The organism is Patulibacter sp. NPDC049589 (genome assembly GCF_040675535.1).
Lineage (GTDB): Bacteria > Actinomycetota > Thermoleophilia > Solirubrobacterales > Solirubrobacteraceae > Patulibacter.
In genome coordinates this window covers 1-19,384 of sequence record NZ_JBFAPC010000002.1, presented here as the reverse complement: position 1 = coordinate 19,384, position 19,384 = coordinate 1, and the positions used below count along the sequence as shown (strand labels likewise).

Below are 19,384 nucleotides of genomic sequence, written 5' to 3'. Positions count from 1 at the left end.
CGAAGATTGGGACGGTCGTGCGGTCGGCGTGGCCCCGACCGCGTACGCCGCCTCAATCGTCCTCGGCCAGGCGCTCCTTGAGGCGCTGGATCACGTCGACCGGCGCCGGATCCGTGCCGCGCAGGACCGCCAGGTAGAGCGACACGAGGTCGCCCAGGAGCACCAGGGAGAGGACGCGCTCGACGGCGGTCTCGCCCCGTGACTGGATGCGGAAGACACCGGCGGACTGGTCGCGGATGAGTTCCGCAGTGAGCTCGGCGCGGCGCACCAGGCGCGGGTGCGCGTCGCAGTCCTCGAGCAGGACGGCGGAGAGCTTGCCGACGCTCGCGGCGGCGCTCCAGCCGACGATCTCGTTGTGGTCGACCTCGGGGAGCTCGCCCCAGAACGCCGGGACCTCGGCGTTCTCGTTGATCTGGCACTTCCAGCGGTACGCGACCGGCGCCGTGAGGCCCATGCCGGTGATCACCGGGACCGTGCCGTGCAGGGCGCGGGCCAGCGTCTTGGCCTCGCCGTCGTCGGGGCCGCCCGGGCCCCACTCGCCCGCGAGGGTGTCCAGCGCATCGGCGGCGACGTCGAGCTCGGCGCGGAGCGACGGGCCGGCGCCGCAGGCCGCGGCCGTCTCCAGGACGGCGACGAGCATGTAGCCGACGGCGGCGCGGGGCTGCAGGCCGCCGGCGACGGGGATCACGGGGACGCCCTCCTCGCGGGCGAGGCGGCCGAGCTCGCCGCCCGAGGTCACGACGACGCGGCGCGCGCCGATGACGCCGGCGGCCTCGAAGCACGCGAGCGTCTCCTCGGTGTCGCCGCTGTAGCTGGCGCAGAGGACCGTGGTGTCGTCGGTCGTCCACGGCGGGAGCTCGTAGCCCTTGGCCGAGAGGATCGGCCGGCCGGCCTGGTCGGCGAGCGCCGCGCGCGCGAGGATGCCGCCGACGGCGGAGCCGCCCATGCCGGCGACGACGAGGCCGCCGCGGCTGTCCCAGCTGCCCAGGTTCGCGGACTCGGCCTTCCACATCGCATCGCGGAGGTGGTCGCCCATCGCCAGGGTGTCGGCCACCTGGTCGGACGGATCGACGGCCGCCACCACGGCGGCGTCGAGAACGGAGGTGGATGCGGTCTCGGTCATCACCGAGAGCATCGCAGAGCCCCCGCGGTCGTGCCGCCGATCGTGGCGCGGCGCCGCGCGGACGGCGCCCCGGAAGGCGCGGGGCTCAGAACCAGACGGCGCCCGGGGCGAGCGTCGCGCCGGGGCCGACGCGCATCCCGTGCGACAGGACGTTGCCGTCGCCGACCTGCGCGCCGTCGCCGACCATCGCCGCGTCGGACATGATCACGCCGGTACCCAGGACCGCGTCGACGCCGACGACGCAGTCGCGCAGCCGCGAGTCCTTGCCGACCTTCGCGCCCGCGAGCACGACGGCGTTCTCGAGGATCACGTTCTCGCTGATGACGGCGCCGGGGCCGACGACGGAGCCCGTGCCGACGGTGACCCGCGGCCCGATCCGGGCGTCGCGGTCCACCAGCGCGGCCCGGTCGACGACCGAGCCCTCGCCGATCACCGCCGACGGGTCGACGGGGCCGTCCCGCAGGCGCTCGGCGACCTTCGTGCGCACGCGCCAGGAGAGGATGTCCTGCGTGCCCTCGAGGTAGCGCTGCGGCGTCCCGATGTCCATCCAGTAGCGGCCGCGGTGCACGCAGCCGTACAGGCCGTTGCCCACGAGCTTCGGCCAGACCTCGCGCTCGATCGAGACGAGGCGGTCCTTCGGGATCAGGTCGAAGACCGACGGCTCCAGGACGTACGCGCCGGCGGAGATCAGGTCGGTGTCGATCTGCTCCGGGGTGGGCTTCTCGAGGAATCCGCGGACCGAGTCGTCGGGGTGCAGGCGCACGAGCCCGTACGCCGTCGGGTCCTCGACCGGGACGAGGGCGAGCGTGCCGACGGCGCCGGTCTGCTCGTGGGCGACCATCTGGGCCGTCAGGTCCATGTCGGTCAGGACGTCGCCGTTGAGCATCAGGAAGCGCTCGTCCCGCAGGTGCGGCTGGGCGTACCAGAGCGCACCGGCGGTCCCGCGCGGGGACGGCTCGACGACCCAGGTGATGTTCAGCCCGTAGCGCCGGCCGTCGCCGATCTCCTCGACCATCGCGTCCGCGAGGAAGCCGCAGCACATGATCACGTCGGTGATGCCGTGCGAGGCGACCCACTCGAGCATGTAGGCCATGAACGGCCGGTCGACCAGCGGGACGATCGGCTTGGGGCGGTTGGACGTCAGGGGCCGCAGGCGGGTCCCCTTCCCGCCGACGAGGATGACCGCCTGGGTGGAGGGCACCGACTCAGGCCTTGGAGACCGGCTGCGCGACGGGGCGGTGGGCGGGTCGGCCCATCCCCTCGTAGCGGAATCCGGCCGCCGCGGCCGCCGCGCCGTCCAGCGCGTTGCGACCGTCGACCAGCACGTCGCCGGCCATCGCGCCGATCAGCGCGTCGAAGTCCAGGTCACGGAACTCCTGCCACTCCGTCACCAGCACCACCGCGTCGGCGTCCTTGGCCGCCGACAGCGCGTCGTCGGCCAGCTCGACCCCACGCAGCATCGGCCGCGCGACGTCCGCCGAGATCGGATCGAACGCCACGACCGTCGACCCCGCCGCCTGCAGCCGCGCCGCCAGCACCAGCGACGACGCCTCGCGCATGTCGTCCGTGTTCGGCTTGAACGCCAGACCCAAGAGCGCGATCCGCTTGCCGACCAGCGTCCCGAGGTGCTTCTCGAGCTTCCCGATCACGCGGCGCTTCTGCAACTCGTTGACCTCGATCACCGAGTTCAGCAGCTGGAAGTGGTACCCCGAGTTGCCGGCCAGCTGCTTCAGCGCCGTCACGTCCTTCGGGAAGCACGACCCACCGAACCCGATGCCCGCGTTCAGGAACTTCGGGCCGATCCGCTCGTCCAAGCCCATGCCCTTGGCGACCTCGACGACGTCCGCGCCGGTCTCCTCGCACACGTTCGCGATCTCGTTGATGAACGAGATCTTCGTCGCCAGGAACGCGTTGGAGGCGAGCTTCACCATCTCCGCCGACGCGATGTCGGTCCGGACCAGCTCGCCCAACGGTGCCGCCGGACCCCGACCGCCGTGCTCGCTGTTGAGGAGCGGCCGGTACAGATCGACGACCGCGTCGCCGGCCCAGTCGCCGTCGTCACCGACGACGACGCGATCCGGACGCAGGAAGTCGGCCACCGCGGTGCCCTCCTTCAGGAACTCCGGGCACGACACGTACCGGAACCCCGACTTGCCCTGCGCCTCGAACTCGCGCTTGATCGCCTTGCCCGTCCCGACCGGGACCGTCGACTTCATGATCAGCGCGTGCGAGTCCGACGCCGGCATCGCACCGACGACCGCGTGCACCGCGGAGAGATCCGCGTCTCCGGAGTACGTCGGCGGCGTCCCGACCGCCACGAACAGCAGTCGCGCCCGATCCAGCGCCTGCGAGATGTCGGTCGTGAACGTCAAGCGCGAGCGGTTCTTCGCCACCAGCTCCGCAAGACCGGGCTCGTAGATCGGGATCTCCCCCGCCTCCAGCCGCGCGATCTTCTCCGCATCGATGTCGACACACACGACATCGCTGCCGAGCTCCGCAAAACCGGCCGCCGTCACCAACCCGACGTATCCGGTACCGATCACACCGATGGGCTCACGCGCTGCGGACATAGACCCGTGAGGGTACACCGCGCGCGCGGCGGGCGGCCTCACGCGGCCCGGGACGGAAACGTCGTTAGCCGCCGCCGTGCGGGCCGTCGGGCGCCCCGGCCACGGCGGCGGGGACCGACCGCAGGAACTCGACGAGCGCGCTGCGGTAGCGCGCCAGCGACGCCACCGAGACCCACTCCTCGGGGCCGTGGTGGCCGTTGCCGCTGGGACCGAACTCGACCGCGGGGATCCCGGCCTCGAGGAACGCGAACGCGTCGGACGCGCCGTCGCGGCCGACGGCCATGCCGGCGCCCTCCCCCGTCGTGGCGACGGCGTCGCGCAGCGCGACCACGAAGGGGTTGGACCGCGAGACGACCGCGGGGGCCCGCTCGAGCACCTTCAGGACCTCGACGTCCGGGATCGCGCGGATCTGCCGCAGGATCTCCTTCGGGTCCTGGCCGGGGACGAAGCGGATGTCCACCGTGATCTCGCAGCGGTCCGGGACCATGTTGAAGGCGTCGCCGCCGCGGATCCGGGAGAGGTTGATCGACGGGCGGTCGTAGAGGTCGCTGCTCTGCCGGCTGAACGGCAGCGTCTCGATCCGGCGGAAGACGTCGAAGGCCTTCAGGGCGGCGTTGTCGCCCAGCCAGGGCGTGGAGCCGTGGGCGGAGACGCCGTGGACCGCGAGCCGCACCGCGAGGACCCCCTTGGCCTGGACGCCGATGTGCAGCTCGGTCGGCTCGCCGGTGATCGCGAAGTCCCCGTGCAGCACGCCCGCCTTCACGAGCGCGTCGGTCGAGCGGCGGTCGACCTGCTCGCTCTCCTCGTCCGGGACGACCACCAGGTGGACACGGACGGCCGACATCGGCGTCGCCTCGCCCCGGTCGCGGATCTCGGCGGCGCAGTCGCGGACGGCGCAGAGCATCGCCGAGAGCCCGCCCTTCATGTCGTACGTGCCGCGGCCGTAGAGCCGGTCCCCGTCGCGCGTGGGCGTGAACTGCTCGTCGTGGGCCGGGACGACGTCGAGGTGCCCGTGCAGGATCACCGTCGGGGCGCCCGGTGCATCCGAGCCGATCGTCGCGAGCAGCACGGGCAGCCCGTCGTGATCGCGCTCCGAGGCGTCGATGCCGTGTGACTCCAGCCAGCCCTTGACGAACCCCCCGGCGGCCCGCAGGCCCTCCGACTTCGAGGTGTCGTACCCGACCAGCCGCTCCGTGAGCAGCCGTTCGTCCATGGACGGAGGATAGGTGGGCGCCGCGGACGCCGTCGCCCGGCGACGCCCCCGCCGGCCGTCCGCGGGCGCGGCGCGACCCCGCGCCGGCGCCCGCACCTGCGAAGATGGCCGTCTTCACCACGACGGAGGACCGGATGAGCGACATCGAGCACCCCAACAAGGACCACGAGGACGAGAACATCAGCCTCGTCCCGAGCACCGTCAGCTTCGCCGTGAGCGCCGTCGTCGCGCTCGTCGGCATGTTCCTGATCCTCATCTACAACTACAACGGCGGCTTCTAGCCCCCGGCCTCCGCTCCGGCCGCGCGGCCGGAGCACCGCGGGCGGAGCCCACGACGACGAAGGGCCCGGATCGCTGCGATCCGGGCCCTTCGTCGTTCCCGCCGGTGGCGGCCCCGGAGGGCCGCCCGCCTAGCGCTTCTCGAGTGTGTCGGCGAGCTTCACGAGCGCGTCGGCCCGCTTCTTGCCGGCGAGCGCAAGGCGGTGCTGCTCGGTGCCCGGCTCGGACTGCTCGAGGCGCGCGACGGCCTTGGCCTGGCGGTCCTCGGCGTCGGCACGGTCGTACTCCTCGACGGGGAAGGCCTCGTCGACGAGCAGCAGGACGCCCGTGTCGCCGGCGACCTGGATGTAGCCGCCGGTCTGGACGAAGCGCTTGACCTCGCCGTCCTCCGGCAGGTACAGGCGCAGCTCGCCGGCCTCGAGGCGGCCGAGCAGGGGCTGGTGCTTGCGGAGCACGCCCAGCTCACCCGAGACGGTGCGCGTCGAGATCTGCTGGACCTCGCCCGAGAACACCTGGCCCCCGGGCGAGAGGACGTCGGCCTGGAACGGCGTGTACGCCATTCCGATCAGCCCTTCTTGGCGGCCTCGACGACGTCGTCGATCGAGCCCTTGAGGAGGAAGGCGGACTCGGGCAGGTCGTCGTGCTTGCCCTCGAGGAGCTCCTTGAAGGACCGCACGGTCTCGGCGATCGGCACGTACTGGCCCGGGGCGCCGGTGAACTGCTCGGCGACGTGGAACGGCTGCGACAGGAAGCGCTCGATCTTGCGGGCGCGCTGCACGAGGATCTTGTCCTCCTCGCCCAGCTCGTCGATGCCGAGGATGGCGATGATGTCCTGCAGCTCCTTGTAACGCTGCAGGATCTCCTTGACCTGGTTCGCGATGTCGTAGTGCTCCTGGCCCACGACCTCGGGCTTCAGGATCGTCGACGAGCTGTCGAGCGGGTCGACGGCCGGGTAGATCCCCTTCTCGGAGATCGCGCGGGACAGCGACGTCGTGGCGTTCAGGTGCGCGAACACCGAGGCCGGCGCCGGGTCGGTCAGGTCGTCGGCAGGCACGTAGACGGCCTGCACGGACGTGACCGAGCCCTGGCGGGTCGACGTGATCCGCTCCTGGAGCTGACCCATCTCGGACTCGAGCGTCGGCTGGTAGCCGACCTGCGACGGCATACGACCCAGGAGCGCCGAGACCTCGGAGCCGGCCTGGACGAAGCGGAAGATGTTGTCGATGAAGAGCAGCACGTCCTGGCCGCCCTGCTCACGGAAGTACTCCGCCATCGTCAGACCCGTCAGGGCCACGCGCATGCGGGCTCCGGGCGGCTCGTTCATCTGGCCGAAGACGAGCATCGTCTTGTCGATGACGCCCGACTCCTGCATCTCCAGGTACAGGTCGGTGCCCTCGCGGGAGCGCTCGCCGACGCCGCAGAACGCGGACAGTCCGCCGTGCTCCTGCGCCAGGTTGTTGATGAGCTCCTGGATGAGGACGGTCTTGCCGACGCCGGCGCCGCCGAACAGGCCGATCTTGCCGCCCTTGGCGTACGGGGCCAGCAGGTCGATGACCTTGATGCCGGTCTCGAACATCTCGGTCGTCGGCGTCAGGTCCTCGACCTTCGGCGCGGGACGGTGGATCCCCCACAGCTCGTGCTCGCCGAGCTCCGGGCCCTCGTCGATGGTCTCGCCGAGGACGTTGAAGATGCGGCCGAGGACGGCCGTGCCGACGGGCACGGAGATCGGGCCGCCGAGGTCGCGGACCTCGACCCCACGAGCCAGGCCGTCGGTCGAGTCCATGGCGACGGCGCGGACGCGGTCGTCGCCCAGGTGCTGCTGGACCTCGAGCACGAGCGTCGAGCCGTCCGGCATCGTCGTCTCGATCGCGAAGTTGATCTCGGGCAGCTTGTCCGGGAACACCGCCTCGATGACGACGCCCTGGATCTGCTCGACCCGACCGGTGTTGGTAGCGGTTGCGGCTTCCATGAGTTCTTCCTTACTCGGTGCGAGCGGAGGTGGTGGACGGACCGACGGGCTCGGCGACGAGCGTGGTCGGGGTGCTGCGGATGCCGGCGGAGGCGGCGGAAGCGACGCTGGAGTGCAGCATCAGTTCAGGGCCTCGGCGCCGGCGACGATCTCCATGATCTCCTGCGTGATGTCGGCCTGACGGGCGCGGTTCATGGCCAGCGTCAGGTTCTTGATCACGTCGGCGGCGTTCTCGGAGGCGCTGCGCATGGCGCTCATGCGGGCACCGTGCTCCGAGGCGGCGGACTCCAGGAGGGCGCGCAGGAGCGAGACCTGCACGAACTCCGGGACGAGCTCGGCGAGCAGCTCGGCCGGGTCGTCGGGCTCGTACTCGACCATCGCCTTGGCGCCCGTGGGCTCCTCGGCGGCGGGCTCGTCGGCGACGTCGTCGTCGCCCCCGACCACGCTCGCGGCGGCCAGCGGCAGGAGGGTCTCCTGACGGACCTCCTGCACCAGCGGCGACACGTAGCTGTTGTAGAAGACCTCGACGCGGTCGATCTTGTCGTCGACGAACGCCCCGACCAGATCGTCCGCGATGTCGCTCGCGTTGCGGGCGGACGGCGCGTCGGTGAAGCCGGTGTACTCGCCCGCCAGCTCCTTGTTGCGGAACGTCAGCGACGAGACGCCGCGGCGACCGCTCGCGTAGAAGACGACGGTCTTCCCCTCGGCCTCGAGCTCCGCCGCGCGGGTGAGCCCGGCGCGGAGGATCTGCGAGTTGAACGCGCCGGCCAGGCCGCGGTCGGCGGTGACGAGCACCAGTCCGACCGTGTTCTCCTGGTCGTGCGTCCGCAGGACGGGCTGCGACTGCAGCTCGCCTGCGCCGGCCGCCGCGGCGGCCTGGCGGGTCATCCGGCGCAGGGCGTCGGCGTACGGACGCAGGGAGGAGGCCCGGTCCTCGGCCTTGCGCAGGCGCGCGGCCGAGACCATCTCCATCGCCCGCGTGATCTTGCGGATGTTCTGAACCGACCCGATGCGGGCCTTGACGTCACTCTGCGCCATGGGCTAGCTCCTCTCGGCTCGTCGGGACGGCGCGCGCATCAGGCCGTGGCCGTCTCGAGCGGCTCGCCGTCCTCGTCGAGCTCGTAGCCGAAGTCCTGCTCGGTGAACTTGGCGACGAAGTCCTTGGCGGCGGCCTGCGTCTCGTCGGACCAGTCGCCGTCGTCGATCTTCTTCACGACGTCGGCGATGGAGCCGGCGGCGGCCTCGATGAGGCGCGACTGGTACTCCTCGACGCGGTCGGCCGTGATGCGGTCGAGGTAGCCGTTGGTCGCGGCGAAGATCTGCAGGACCTGCTCGCCGACGGTCAGCGGCGAGCGCTCGCCCTGGTTCAGCGTCTTCACGAGGCGCTCGCCCCGCGACAGGGTCGCGCGGGTGTCGGCGTCGAGGTCGGAGCCGAACTGGGCGAAGGCCTCGAGCTCGCGGTACTGCGAGAGCGCGAGCTTCAGGCCGCCCTGGACCTTCTTCATCGGCTTCGTCTGCGCCGAGGAGCCGACGCGCGACACCGAGATGCCGACGTTGATGGCCGGGCGGACGCCCGAGTAGAAGAGCTTCGGCTCGAGGAAGATCTGGCCGTCGGTGATCGAGATGACGTTCGTCGGGATGTAGGCCGACACGTCGCCCGCCTGCGTCTCGATGATCGGCAGCGCCGTCATCGAACCGCCGCCGAGCTTGTCGGACAGCTTCACCGAGCGCTCGAGCAGGCGCGAGTGCAGGTAGAAGACGTCGCCCGGGTACGCCTCGCGGCCCGGCGGGCGGCGCAGCAGCAGCGACATCTGGCGGTACGCGAACGCGTGCTTCGTCAGGTCGTCGTACACGGCGAGCGTGTGCCCGCCGTTGTAGAGGAAGTGCTCGGCCATCGCGGCACCGGCGTACGGCGCGACGAACTTGATCGGCGCGGCCTCGTCGGCGGACGCGGCGACGATGATCGTCGTGTCCAGCGCGTTGTTCTCGGCGAGCGTCTGGGCGATCTGCACGACCGAGGCCATGCGCTGACCGATGGCGACGTACACCGAGATGACGCCGGAGTCCTTGTTGTTGATGATCGCGTCGATCGCGACGGACGTCTTGCCCGTCTGGCGGTCGCCGATGATCAGCTCGCGCTGGCCGCGGCCGATCGGGATCATGGCGTCGATCGCCTTGATGCCCGTCTGCAGCGGCTCGGTGACCGGCTTGCGGGAGATGATGCCCGGAGCCTTGAACTCGAGCGGACGGGTCTCCGTCGTCTCGATCGGGCCCTTGCCGTCCAGCGGCACGCCGAGCGGCGAGACGATGCGGCCCAGGAGGGCGTCGCCCACCGGGATCTGCAGCTGGTTGCCGGTGCGCTTGACGGTGTCGCCCTCGACGACCCGCTGCCAGTCGCCGAACAGCACGGCGCCGACGGAGTCGGCGTCGAGGTTCAGGGCCAGGCCCGTCACGCCGTGCGGCAGGTCGAGCATCTCGAACGAGCCGGCGTTGTCGAGGCCGTGGATGCGGGCGATGCCGTCCGCGACGGACAGCACCGTGCCGACCTCGGTCAGCGACGCGGCGCCGGCATCGAGACCCTCGATGCGGCTCTTGAGGATGCTGGTGATCTCATCAGGCTTGATCTGCATGGTGCAGGGCTCCTACGGAAGTGGCGATCGACGACGGCGGACTACGCCGTCGCCACCTGTCGACGCAGGTTTTCGAGTCGTTGACGGATGGAGGCGTCGAGGATCTGGTTCCCGACGCGCAGCACGATGCCGCCGATGAGGTCCGGATCGACCTCGGTGGTGAGATGGACCTCGCGGCCCGTTCCCTCGCCGACCTGGCGGCCGATCCGGGCGGTGGTCTCCTCGTCCAGCTCGATCGCGGTCGAGATCCGGACGGGCAGGACCTTGTGGAGGTCGTCGTAGCGCGAGTCGAACTCACGACGGACCTCCGGCAGCAGCGAGAGCCGCTGGTTCTCGACCATGACGTCGAGGAGGTTGGCGACGATGGGTTCGGCGCCGTCGATCGCCCGACGCAGCCCGTCGCGCTTCTCCGTCGAGGAGAACTGCGGCGAGGCGAGGAACAGCTGGAGCTCGCGGGACTCCGAGAGCGCGTCGACGATCTGGCCGAGCTGCTCGCGCACCTCGGAGATCACGTCGCGCTCCTGGGCCACCTCGAACAGCGACCGGCCGTACACGCGGGAGATCTGGTCCATCGTCCTACCTCCGCTGCTCGCCGCTCAACGCGGAGAAGTCGAGTCCGTCGAGTGCATCCTCGATCAGGCGACGCTGGTCGTCCCCGTCGAGCGTCTTGCCGGTGACCTTGGCCGTGGCCAGGATCGTGAGGTCGGCGACCTCGGAGCGGATCTCGCTGATCGCGCGACGCGTCTCGGACTCGATGTCCTTGCGCGCCTGCTCCAGGATCTCCTCACCCTTGGTCTTCGCATCCTCGCGGGCCTTCGCCTCGTGGGCGTCGGCGGACTTCCGGGCGCGCGTGAGGATGTCCTCGGCGTGCGTCCGGGCCTCGAGGAGGTTCTGGCGGTTCTCCGCGGCGAGCTGCTCCGCTTCCTTGCGGTCGCGTTCAGCGGCCTCGATCGACTCGGCGATCGCGGCCTGGCGCTTGTCGAGCGCCTCACCGATCTTGGGGAACGCCACCTTGGCCAGGATGATCCAGGCGAGGACGAAGACCAGCAACGTCCAGATCATCGTGCCGGTCGTCGGCGAGACGAGGAAGCTACCGCCCTCGTCCTCCGCGCCGGCCTCGGTCGCGGCGAGCGCGATGGTGGAAAGGAGCATGCTCAACCCGGCTTAGAGGAAGAAGGCCAGCAGGCCCGCGACGAGGCCGTAGAAGAACACGGCCTCCGTGAGGGCGAAGCCGAGCCACTGGATGCTCGTGATCTCGTCCTTGAGCTCCGGCTGGCGCACGAGCGCCTGCACGACGCTGCCGAAGAGGTAGCCGATGCCGATGCCGGCGCCGGCGGCGCCGAGGCCGCCGCCGAGGGCGAGGGCGATGGCCTTGCCGGCGTCGGACGCGTCGTCCACGGCGGCGAGCTGCGTGATGATCGTCAGGTCCACGGTACTGCTCCTTTGATGACTCAGTGGGACTCGGACACGGCGCCACCGATGTAGATGGCCGTGAGAGTGGCGAAGATGAAGGCCTGCAGGGTGGCAACCAGCCCGATCTCGAAGAGATAGAGCAGGATGCCGGCGGGAAGGGCGATGATGCCGACGACCTCGAGTCCGAGCAGGACGGCCAGGCCGCCGCTCATGAACAGGATGATCAGGTGGCCGGCAAGGATGTTGGCGAAGAGACGCACGGAGAGCGAGATCAGGCGCATGAAGTTCGACATGAGCTCCAGCACCCAGATGAACGCCGCCATGGGACCGTGGACGCCGGCCGGCACGAGGCTCTTGAAGTAGCCGGCGAAGCCGTGGACCCGGATGCCCTCGAACGTGTAGAAGACGAACACGAGGATCGCGAGGACCAGCGGGACGGAGAGGTTCGCCGTCGCCGCGTACAGCGCGAAGCTCGGGACCGCGACGCCGAGGACGTCGAACGTGTGCTCCGAGTTCGTCGGCAGCGGGATGTAGCCGATCAGGTTCGAGAACCAGATGAACAGGAAGAGCGTCGCGATGAAGGGGAACCACTTCGTCGCCATGCGCTGGTCCATGTTGCCGCCGGCGACGCTCTTCATCTGCTCGTAGATGAGCTCGATGAGGGTCTGCGTGCGGTTCGGCTTGGCCTGCATCCGGTTGGCGATGTAGACCATCGTGCCGATGGTGAACACGCCGGCCAGCACGATGTACAGGACGGCCTTGTTGATCGACATGAAGCCGAGGTCGATCCACGGATCGAGCTTGAACTCGTTCTCCGGCTTGAACGGCGAGTCGTCGATCCGGCTGAAGCCGAAGATCGCGACCACGATGACCATCAGGGCGACGTAGATGCCGAGGCCGGAGAAGACCTTCGCGCGAGTGCTCATGCGTGGACAGACTTCCTGTCGGTGGTGCGGGTCAGGAGGGTGACGGCCAGGTAGACCGTGAAGGCGACGAGCATCGTCGCCGCGGCCGCGGCGCCGTCGCGGCGGTCCACCGCGACGCCGCAGAGGACGATCGCCAGGCAGATGAGCCAGACGCGCGCCATCATCGCGACGAAGTTGAGCTTCAGGGCGGCGCGGGGGTCGTCCTGCGCCTGGGCCTTGCCCTCGACGAGGCCGGCGACGACGCGCTGGACGATCCACACGACGGTGGCGACGACGCAGCCGACGACCGGCGCGCCGAGCAGCAGCACGATCGGTAGCGCGGCGACGACGAAGGCGATGTCGAGGAGGCGGATGTTCAGCACGGCGGGCCCATCGGGACGGCCTGCGTCATCGGAACCGGGCGATCACCGCGGCGGTCCCGCCGAACAGCCCCAGGAACGCGCCCACCATCAACCCGAGCCCCAGCGATCCGAGCAGCGCGCCGAGCGCGCCGAAGATCGCCAGTCCGAGGACCATCGCCGTGACGATGGTCATCCCCGCGACGGCTCCGCCCGCAGGCGGTCGATCGGGAGCGGTCATCGGGGGACTCGCAGGTGTGGGATGGATGCGCCATGTGGTGCGTTCCGCCGGCTGCGTCGGATCCGTTCGGATCGGCAACGCAGAGCTCCCCTCGCGGACCGCTGCGTTGCAGCGGTGAGGAGGGGTTCGGCGGCGGTGCCCCACCATATACAAGTCCCAGGGGCCGTGTCGCCTGCTTCCCAGCGGGTTTTCGGGGTTTCGTGCCGCCTTGTGCTAGTGCTTGTGCGAGGCGTCACGAGCAGTGGTGGCCCCGGATACGAAGATGGCGCGTTCACACTCGTAGGGCGGGCTCGCGGGCGTATACGCGGAAGTCCTCGTATCTCCAGTATGTGACGGGCGTCCGCCGCCCCCGAGGGCCGTTCCCGGCGGGGTCCGCGGGGGGCTCGTGTCAGAACGCGCAGGCCCCGACGACCTCCTGCCACCACCCGGCCTCCGCGTCGTCCGGGGCGCCCTGCAGCTTGCGTCGCGCGGCCCCCTGGACCGCCTGACGGGACCCGACGATCGCGATCGCGCCCGAGACGGCATAGCGTCCGTCGGCCAGGACGACCAGGGCGCCGGGCCGGTCGCGGCGCAGTCGCAGGCGCTCCACGACCTCCACGCCGGTGACCGACGGGGGCTCGGCGGGGTCGCCGTCGCGGGCGTCCCAGGGCCCGGCCCGGAAGATCGGGCGGAACGCGGTGTGGCGGCGGACCGGCCGGACGACCGGGCCGACCGGGCCGTCCCGCCAGCGCTCCACGAGCCCCGGGATCTGGTCGGCGACCTCGCGGCGGAAGAGGACGTGGAGCCGGTCGTCCTGCTCCAGCGTCGTCGAGCCGCGGGGCAGGAGCGCCTCGTCGCCGCGGACCAGGACGTTGACCAGGGCGTCCCGGGGCAGCCCGAGGTCCTTGACGCGGGCGCCGACCATCGCGTCGCCCTCGCGGACGTGGACCTCGACGACCTCGGCGCCCAGCTCGCGGATCGCCATCACCTCGACCAGGGGGCGGTCGATCGCGGGCTGGGTGGTGGTGACGCCGAGCCGCACGGCGAGTCCCTCGAACGTCACGCCCTGCAGGATCGTCGTGAGCACGACGACGAAGAAGACGATCGACAGGAACTCGTCGGCGCGCGGGACCCCGGCGATCACCGGGAAGGTGGCGAAGACGATCGGGACCGCTCCGCGCAGGCCGGCCCAGGAGACCGCGATCTGCTCGCGCGCGGTGAACCGCAGCGGCGTCAGGATCGCCATCACCGAGATCGGCCGGCCGAGGAAGAGCAGCGCCGCGGTGATCACGAGCGACTCGGCCCACACGTCGCCCAGCGAGTGCGGCGACACCAGCAGCCCGAGCGCGAGGAACATGCCGAGCTGCGCGACCCACGCGATCCCGTCGTGGAAGGCCGTGATCGACCGCTTGCCCTGGATCGGGAACGACCCGAGGATCAGGCCGGCCGCGTAGGCGGAGAGCAGGCCCGAGCCGTGGAGGTTCGCCGCGACCGCGTACGCGAGGATCGCCGTGGCCAGCGAGGCCACCGGGTAGAGCCCCTCGCTGGCGAGCCGGGCGCGCTGGAAGGCCTGCACGGCGAGCAGGCCGATGATCGTGCCGACGACCGCGTCGATCGCGAGCTCGCTCGCCATCGTCAGGAAGATGTCGAGGACCGACCCCTCCCCCTTGCTGAGGTCGATCAGGCCGATGACGAGCAGGGCCGTCACCGGGTCGTTCATCCCGGCCTCGCCCTCGAGCGTCCGTGCCAGGCGCTTGCGCAGCGTCGACCCGCGCAGCAGGGCGAAGATCGCCGCGCCGTCGGTCGACGCCACGATCGCCCCGAGCAGCAGGCCCTGCTCGAAGTTCACGTCCAGCGTGACGAACGCGACGGTGCCGACGACCGTCGTGGTGATCAGGACGCCGACCGTGGCCAGGAGCATCGCCGGCACCGCGACGGGCCGGATCTCCTTGAGGCCCGACGCCAGGCCGCCCTCGAAGAGGATCAGGACGAGCGCGACGAGCCCGACGTCGCGGATGAGCTCCGCGTCGCGCGTCTCGATGATCGCGAGCTCGTCCGGGCCGGCGAGGACGCCGAGGAGGAGGAAGACGACGAGGGCCGGGACGCGTAGTCGTCCCGCGAAGAGCGAGGCCGCGAGACCTGCGACGAGCAGGACCCCGGCGAGGAGCAGGAGCTCTTCGAGCACCCCGCCGATCCTAGACGAGCGCCGACGCGCCTCGTTGTGCCGCTTGGACAGTGCGGCTCGTGGCCACGTCCTCCGGGCGGGAGGACGGGGCGCGCGGCCGGTGTGGGCACGTCGCGGAGCGCGGAGCGCCCCCGCGGTCAGTCGTCGAGCTTCTCGAACTCGCGCTTCTGCGCGCCGCAGACCGGGCAGGACCAGTCGTCGGGGATGTCCTCGAACGCGGTTCCCGGGGGAATGCCGCCGTCGGGGTCCCCCTCCTCCGGGTCGTAGATGAAACCGCAGGGCTCACAGATCCATTGCTGCACGCGAGAGTTGTACCGCTTGGGCGCGCGCGGACCCGGCTTCCCTGTCGTCCGGCGCTGGACGTCGGGACAGCGGGCCGGACGCTACCCTCGCCCGGTGGCATCGACCCCCCGCCGCACCGACGGCACCCCGAAGCGCGAACGGATCCAGCGGGACGTCCTGCGCGCGATGGAGGACCTGCTCACGGAGGGCGAGACGTACGCCGACATGGGCGTCGAGCGGATCGCAGGGCGCGCCGGGATCTCGCGGACGTCGTTCTACTTCTACTTCCGAGACAAGCGCGAGGTGCTCGAGCGCCTGACGGTCACCGTCGCCGACGAGCTCTACGCCGCGGCCGACATCTGGTGGTCGGGCACCGGTATCAGCCACGAGGCGCTCCTGAGGTCGATCCGCGACGTGTCGGCGCTGTTCGTCCAGCACGGTCCGCTGCTGCGGGCGATCGTCGAGGTCGGGACCTACGAGCGGGACGTCGCCGAGCACTGGCGCACGCTGATCGAGCGCTTCGTCGACGCGACCGAGCAGCGGATCGTCCTGGAGCAGGCCGCGGGCAACGCCCCGGCGTTCCCGGCGCGGCCGACGGCGTTCGCGCTCGTCTGGGGCGTCGAGCGCTCGCTCTACCAGCAGTTCGTGCAGGGCGACCCGTTCGACCCGGAGGAGCTCGTCGAGGCGATCTCCACGTCGTGGCTGCGCGCGATCTACGGCCGCCTCGACCCCGGCGTCATCGACCGGACCTGAAGCCGCCCCGCGCCGCCGGCCGAGCGACCGCCGCCCGCCGCTCCGGACCGCCACGACCTCCCGCGGCCGGTCAGTCCGCGCCACCGACCGGACGGTGCTCGCCGGTGATCGCCGAGAACTCGCCGGTCTCGAGCGCGTGGGCGACGTCGGCGTCGATCTCGTCCTCCGTGACCTCGGGCCGGCTGCGGCGCAGGCGCAGGGCGTCGAGCCGCCGCAGCTTGAGGATCTCGAGCACCGTCACCAGGTAGAACGACACCGCGAGGCAGCCGAGGAGGATCAGGCCCATGACCGTCGTCCAGAGCACGTCGAAGTGGCCGCGGTTGTCCGAGTACGGGACGAACCGCAGCGCGACCGCGAGCCCGGCCAGCGACCCCGCCCACAGGTAGAGGTAGGCGACCGTCCGCCGCGGGCTGAAGCCGATCCGGCTGAGCCGGTGGTGGAAGTGGTTCTGGTCGGCGTTGTAGATCGGGACGCCGGACTTCAGGCGCTTGAGCACGACGAACGTCGTGTCGAGCACCGGGAGGGCGAGCACCACGAACGGGACGACGAGGGCGAGGACCGCGTTGGTCTTCACCGAGCCCTCCACCGCGATCGCCGCGAGCAGGTAGCCGAGCAGCATCGCCCCGGTGTCGCCCATGAAGACGCGCGCCGGGTGGAAGTTGTGGACGAGGAAGCCCAGCGCCGCGCCGGCGGTGGCGGCGGCCAGCAGCGCCGCGTGCCCGTAGAGGACGGAGCTGAGGTCCCAGGCGACGATGCCCATCGCGACGGCGGCGATCGAGCTGACCCCGGCGGCCAGCCCGTCGATCCCGTCGGAGAGGTTCACGACGTTCATCAGGACGACGAACCCGAAGATCGTCAGCGCGGTGCTCGGTCCGTCCGCGAACTGCACCGGACCCAGGAAGGGGAAGGTGATGTTCTCGACCTGGACCCCCTGGGAGACCGGGATCCACGCCGCCGCGACCTGGCCGACGAGCTTGATGCTCCAGTGCAGGTCGAAGCGGTCGTCGACCGCGCCCACGACCGCGATCATCACCGCGCCCAGCAGGATCGCCCGGAGGTTGTCCGCCTGGGGCATGCCGTCCGGCATCTCCAGCAGCACGGCGACGACGACGGCGACGAGGATCGCCAGGCCGCCCAGGAGCGGCGTGCCGCCGGCGGCGAGCCCGCGGTCGCTCGGCCGGTCGACCGCGCCGACCACGACCGCGGCGCGGGCGACGAGCGGGGTCAGCGCCGCGCTGATCGCGAACGCGACCAGCAGCCCCACGATGGGATCGCGCCAGGTCATCCGCGAGGCACTCTAGAGGCGCGGAGCACGGCACCCGTCCCGCGGGCTCCCCCGCGGGACGAGGACGATCACCCCAGCTGGGTGTAGAGCGGGTACGCCTGGGCGACGGCGGTGACGCGGGCGGCGAGCTCGTCCTTGACGGCCGCGAAGGCGGCGTCGTCGCCGGTGAGGGCGGTGCCGATGACCTTGCCGACCTCGCGGAACGCGTCGACGTCCAGGCCACGGGTGGCGAGCGCGGAGGTGCCGACGCGCAGGCCGCTGGTGACCATCGGCGGGCGCGGGTCGAACGGCACGGCGTTGCGGTTGACGGTGATGCCGACCTCGTGGAGGCGGTCCTCGGCCTGCTGGCCGTCCAGCTCGGTCTCGCGGAGATCGACGAGCACGAGGTGCACGTCGGTGCCGCCGGTCAGGACGTTCAGGCCGGACTCGGTGGCGAGCAGCTCCTCGGCGAGGACGCGGGCGCCGTCGATGGTGCGCTGCTGGCGCTCCTTGAAGGCGTCGGACGCGGCGATCCTCAGCGCGACGGCCTTCGCGGCGATGACGTGCTCCAGCGGGCCGCCCTGCTGGCCCGGGAAGATCGCCTGGTCGATCTTCTTCTGGAACTCCTGCTTGCAGAGGATGATCCCCGAGCGCGGGCCGCCGAGGGTCTTGTGGACCGTCGTCGTGACGACGTCGGCGTACGGCACCGGGTTGGGGTGCAGGCCCGCGGCGACGAGGCCGGCGAAGTGCGCCATGTCGACCCACAGGTACGCGCCGACCTCGTCGGCGATCTCGCGGAAGCGGGCGAAGTCGAGGTGCCGCGAGTAGGCCGACCAGCCGGCGACGATCATCTTCGGCTTCGTCTCGCGGGCGATCCGCGCGACCTCGTCCATGTCGATGAGCGAGGTCTCCTTGTCGACCTCGTACGCGACGATGTCGTACAGGCGACCGGAGACGTTGAGCTTCATCCCGTGGGAGAGGTGGCCGCCGTGGGCGAGCGACAGGCCCATGACGCGGTCGCCCGGCTGCAGGAGCGCGTGGTAGACGGCGTTGTTGGCCTGCGCGCCGGCGTGCGGCTGGACGTTGGCGTGCTCGGCGCCGAACAGGGCCTTGGCCCGGTCGATCGCGAGCTGCTCGATGACGTCGACGTGCTCGCAGCCGCCGTAGTAGCGCCGGCCGGGGTAGCCCTCGGCGTACTTGTTGGTCAGCACCGAGCCCTGGGCCTCGAGGACGGCCTGGGGAACGAAGTTCTCCGAGGCGATCATCTCCAGCGTGTCCTGCTGGCGCTTGAGCTCGTCGGCCATCGAGGCGGCGACCTCGGGGTCGACCTCGGCCAGCGAGGCGGTGAAGAAATCTGCGGGCAGTTCGGACACGGGCGTCTCCTTCGGGAACGTGCGGTTCGGGTGCCCAGACGCGCGGCGGTGCTGCTTCGTCGCTCCCCGGTGGTCGTTTCCACCCGTGGCGCCAGTCGCGACGAAGGGGGAAGCCTACCGGTCGCGCGGCGGATCCCCCAGGCGGGTCAGGTCGTCGGCGCGACCGGCGGGATGTCCGACCGATGGGATTCCCGCCCGCCCGTGCCGTCGCTCCCGGGCGGGTGGGCGTCGTCCGACGTCGAGGACCCGTCGATCAGTGCGTCGGCGCGACCGGCGGGATGTCCGTCGACGCCGGGGCCGTGCCGTCGCCCCCGCCCTCGACGTCCGCGATCTCGCCGATGCGGCGCTCGTGGCGGCCGCCCTCGAACTCGGTGTCGAGGAAGGCGGCGACGATCGCCTCGGCCGTGGGACCGTCGATGCGGGCCTGCGAGAGGCCGAGGACGTTGATGCCGTTGTGCTTGCGGGCCATCGACGCCTCCTCGGCGTCGTGGGCGTTGACCGCGCGGATCCCGGCGATCTTGTTCGCCGTGATCGTGACGCCGTTGCCCGAGCCGCAGACGACGACGCCGCGCTCGGCCTCGCCGGCGGAGACCGCCCGGGCGGCCTTGGCCGCGTACTCGGGGTAGTCGGTCGACGCGTCGGACGTGGTGCCGGCGTCCAGGACCTCGTGGCCCTGGGCGCTCAGCGCGGCCTTCACGTGCTCCTTGAGGGAGAACCCGGCGTGGTCGGAGGCGACGGCGATCCGCATGGCCGCATCGTAGAGCGGGCGGGGCGCAGGGGACCTCGCGGCTCGCAGTTCCTCGTCGAGACCGTGACCCTCGTCGTCGTCGTGCTCGTCCTGCGGCG

21 protein-coding genes and 1 riboswitch are annotated in these 19,384 nt (G+C 71.1%); of the genes, 2 read left to right on the top strand and 19 right to left on the bottom strand.

The window, feature by feature from the left end:
* Positions 1 to 52: 52 nt before the first annotated feature.
* The 4 genes from AB0L40_RS00455 to AB0L40_RS00440 form a co-directional block, all read right to left on the bottom strand.
* The gene (locus AB0L40_RS00455; RefSeq protein WP_364347555.1) at positions 53 to 1,123 is read right to left on the bottom strand and encodes a bifunctional phosphoglucose/phosphomannose isomerase; all 1,071 of its coding nucleotides are present in this window, start codon (positions 1,121 to 1,123) and stop codon (positions 53 to 55) included.
* Between the two features lie 85 nt (positions 1,124 to 1,208).
* Positions 1,209 to 2,324 carry an NDP-sugar synthase gene (locus AB0L40_RS00450; protein WP_364347552.1) on the bottom strand — a complete coding sequence of 372 codons (1,116 nt, stop codon included), beginning with the start codon at positions 2,322 to 2,324 and terminating at the stop codon, positions 1,209 to 1,211.
* Between the two features lie 4 nt (positions 2,325 to 2,328).
* Positions 2,329 to 3,693: a UDP-glucose/GDP-mannose dehydrogenase family protein gene (locus AB0L40_RS00445; protein WP_364347549.1), complete on the bottom strand. Its 1,365-nt coding sequence runs from the start codon at positions 3,691 to 3,693 to the stop codon at positions 2,329 to 2,331.
* 64 nt (positions 3,694 to 3,757) lie between these two features.
* On the bottom strand, positions 3,758 to 4,906 hold the full coding sequence (locus tag AB0L40_RS00440) for a M20/M25/M40 family metallo-hydrolase (RefSeq protein WP_364347546.1): 1,149 nt from the start codon (positions 4,904 to 4,906) through the stop codon (positions 3,758 to 3,760).
* Positions 4,907 to 5,010: 104 nt separating this feature from the next.
* Between AB0L40_RS00440 and AB0L40_RS00435 the strand changes: the two genes are divergently transcribed.
* A complete protein-coding gene (locus AB0L40_RS00435) occupies positions 5,011 to 5,187 on the top strand; it encodes a hypothetical protein (RefSeq protein ID WP_364347543.1) in 177 nt (58 codons plus the stop codon).
* Positions 5,188 to 5,316: 129 nt separating this feature from the next.
* Here the strand turns inward: AB0L40_RS00435 and atpC are convergent, their stop codons facing one another.
* The 12 genes from atpC to rd all read right to left on the bottom strand — a co-directional run bounded on the left by atpC (position 5,317) and on the right by rd (position 15,168).
* The gene (gene atpC / locus AB0L40_RS00430; protein WP_364347540.1) at positions 5,317 to 5,745 is read right to left on the bottom strand and encodes an ATP synthase F1 subunit epsilon; all 429 of its coding nucleotides are present in this window, start codon (positions 5,743 to 5,745) and stop codon (positions 5,317 to 5,319) included.
* Between the two features lie 5 nt (positions 5,746 to 5,750).
* Positions 5,751 to 7,154 carry a F0F1 ATP synthase subunit beta gene (gene atpD / locus AB0L40_RS00425; protein WP_364347537.1) on the bottom strand — a complete coding sequence of 468 codons (1,404 nt, stop codon included), beginning with the start codon at positions 7,152 to 7,154 and terminating at the stop codon, positions 5,751 to 5,753.
* Between the two features lie 120 nt (positions 7,155 to 7,274).
* Entirely contained in the window at positions 7,275 to 8,192 is a 918-nt protein-coding gene (atpG, locus tag AB0L40_RS00420) for an ATP synthase F1 subunit gamma (RefSeq protein WP_364347534.1), read from the bottom strand.
* 38 nt (positions 8,193 to 8,230) lie between these two features.
* Positions 8,231 to 9,784, bottom strand: a complete 1,554-nt coding sequence (atpA, locus tag AB0L40_RS00415) for a F0F1 ATP synthase subunit alpha (RefSeq protein ID WP_364347531.1) — start codon at positions 9,782 to 9,784, stop codon at positions 8,231 to 8,233.
* 41 nt (positions 9,785 to 9,825) lie between these two features.
* Positions 9,826 to 10,356 carry an ATP synthase F1 subunit delta gene (atpH, locus tag AB0L40_RS00410; RefSeq protein ID WP_364347528.1) on the bottom strand — a complete coding sequence of 177 codons (531 nt, stop codon included), beginning with the start codon at positions 10,354 to 10,356 and terminating at the stop codon, positions 9,826 to 9,828.
* Positions 10,357 to 10,360: 4 nt separating this feature from the next.
* Positions 10,361 to 10,936 (bottom strand): F0F1 ATP synthase subunit B, encoded by a 576-nt coding sequence (gene atpF, locus AB0L40_RS00405; protein WP_364347525.1) that lies wholly within the window; start codon positions 10,934 to 10,936, stop codon positions 10,361 to 10,363.
* Positions 10,937 to 10,948: 12 nt separating this feature from the next.
* A complete protein-coding gene (locus AB0L40_RS00400) occupies positions 10,949 to 11,215 on the bottom strand; it encodes an ATP synthase F0 subunit C (protein ID WP_051471712.1) in 267 nt (88 codons plus the stop codon).
* 20 nt (positions 11,216 to 11,235) lie between these two features.
* On the bottom strand, positions 11,236 to 12,123 hold the full coding sequence (gene atpB / locus AB0L40_RS00395; protein ID WP_364347522.1) for a F0F1 ATP synthase subunit A: 888 nt from the start codon (positions 12,121 to 12,123) through the stop codon (positions 11,236 to 11,238).
* Positions 12,120 to 12,485: a hypothetical protein gene (locus AB0L40_RS00390; protein ID WP_364347519.1), complete on the bottom strand. Its 366-nt coding sequence runs from the start codon at positions 12,483 to 12,485 to the stop codon at positions 12,120 to 12,122. Before AB0L40_RS00390 ends, atpB begins: the two co-directional genes overlap by 4 nt.
* A gap of 25 nt (positions 12,486 to 12,510) precedes the next feature.
* Positions 12,511 to 12,657, bottom strand: coding sequence for a hypothetical protein (locus tag AB0L40_RS00385; RefSeq protein ID WP_364347516.1), 147 nt, complete (start codon positions 12,655 to 12,657; stop codon positions 12,511 to 12,513).
* Positions 12,658 to 13,090: 433 nt separating this feature from the next.
* Positions 13,091 to 14,866 carry a potassium/proton antiporter gene (locus tag AB0L40_RS00380; protein ID WP_364347513.1) on the bottom strand — a complete coding sequence of 592 codons (1,776 nt, stop codon included), beginning with the start codon at positions 14,864 to 14,866 and terminating at the stop codon, positions 13,091 to 13,093.
* Between the two features lie 137 nt (positions 14,867 to 15,003).
* Positions 15,004 to 15,168: a rubredoxin gene (gene rd, locus AB0L40_RS00375; RefSeq protein ID WP_364347510.1), complete on the bottom strand. Its 165-nt coding sequence runs from the start codon at positions 15,166 to 15,168 to the stop codon at positions 15,004 to 15,006.
* A 94-nt stretch (positions 15,169 to 15,262) separates the two neighbouring features.
* On the opposite strand from rd, the gene AB0L40_RS00370 reads away from it, so the two are divergent.
* Positions 15,263 to 15,901 carry a TetR/AcrR family transcriptional regulator gene (locus tag AB0L40_RS00370; RefSeq protein ID WP_364347507.1) on the top strand — a complete coding sequence of 213 codons (639 nt, stop codon included), beginning with the start codon at positions 15,263 to 15,265 and terminating at the stop codon, positions 15,899 to 15,901.
* 70 nt (positions 15,902 to 15,971) lie between these two features.
* On the opposite strand, the gene AB0L40_RS00365 is transcribed toward AB0L40_RS00370, so the two are convergent.
* The 3 genes from AB0L40_RS00365 to rpiB form a co-directional block, all read right to left on the bottom strand.
* A complete protein-coding gene (locus tag AB0L40_RS00365) occupies positions 15,972 to 17,186 on the bottom strand; it encodes an MraY family glycosyltransferase (RefSeq protein WP_364347504.1) in 1,215 nt (404 codons plus the stop codon).
* 68 nt (positions 17,187 to 17,254) lie between these two features.
* Entirely contained in the window at positions 17,255 to 18,538 is a 1,284-nt protein-coding gene (glyA, locus tag AB0L40_RS00360; RefSeq protein ID WP_364347501.1) for a serine hydroxymethyltransferase, read from the bottom strand.
* A 25-nt stretch (positions 18,539 to 18,563) separates the two neighbouring features.
* Positions 18,564 to 18,647: riboswitch (ZMP/ZTP riboswitch) on the bottom strand.
* 144 nt (positions 18,648 to 18,791) lie between these two features.
* Positions 18,792 to 19,384 (bottom strand): ribose 5-phosphate isomerase B (rpiB, locus tag AB0L40_RS00355; protein ID WP_364347498.1); only part of this gene is annotated, 593 nt, incomplete at its 5' end.

Excerpts from the sequence above, each read along its gene's own strand:
- AB0L40_RS00455 (WP_364347555.1), bottom strand. The coding sequence starts at position 1,123 with ATGACCGAGACCGCATCCACCTCCGTTCTCGACGCCGCCGTGGTGGCG.
- AB0L40_RS00445 (WP_364347549.1), bottom strand. The coding sequence starts at position 3,693 with ATGTCCGCAGCGCGTGAGCCCATCGGTGTGATCGGTACCGGATACGTC.
- AB0L40_RS00440 (WP_364347546.1), bottom strand. The coding sequence starts at position 4,906 with ATGGACGAACGGCTGCTCACGGAGCGGCTGGTCGGGTACGACACCTCG.
- AB0L40_RS00435 (WP_364347543.1), top strand. The coding sequence starts at position 5,011 with ATGGCCGTCTTCACCACGACGGAGGACCGGATGAGCGACATCGAGCAC.
- atpC (WP_364347540.1), bottom strand. The coding sequence starts at position 5,745 with ATGGCGTACACGCCGTTCCAGGCCGACGTCCTCTCGCCCGGGGGCCAG.
- atpD (WP_364347537.1), bottom strand. The coding sequence starts at position 7,154 with ATGGAAGCCGCAACCGCTACCAACACCGGTCGGGTCGAGCAGATCCAG.
- atpG (WP_364347534.1), bottom strand. The coding sequence starts at position 8,192 with ATGGCGCAGAGTGACGTCAAGGCCCGCATCGGGTCGGTTCAGAACATC.
- atpA (WP_364347531.1), bottom strand. The coding sequence starts at position 9,784 with ATGCAGATCAAGCCTGATGAGATCACCAGCATCCTCAAGAGCCGCATC.
- atpH (WP_364347528.1), bottom strand. The coding sequence starts at position 10,356 with ATGGACCAGATCTCCCGCGTGTACGGCCGGTCGCTGTTCGAGGTGGCC.
- atpF (WP_364347525.1), bottom strand. The coding sequence starts at position 10,936 with ATGCTCCTTTCCACCATCGCGCTCGCCGCGACCGAGGCCGGCGCGGAG.
- atpB (WP_364347522.1), bottom strand. The coding sequence starts at position 12,123 with ATGAGCACTCGCGCGAAGGTCTTCTCCGGCCTCGGCATCTACGTCGCC.
- AB0L40_RS00385 (WP_364347516.1), bottom strand. The coding sequence starts at position 12,657 with ATGACCATCGTCACGGCGATGGTCCTCGGACTGGCGATCTTCGGCGCG.
- AB0L40_RS00365 (WP_364347504.1), bottom strand. The coding sequence starts at position 17,186 with ATGACCTGGCGCGATCCCATCGTGGGGCTGCTGGTCGCGTTCGCGATC.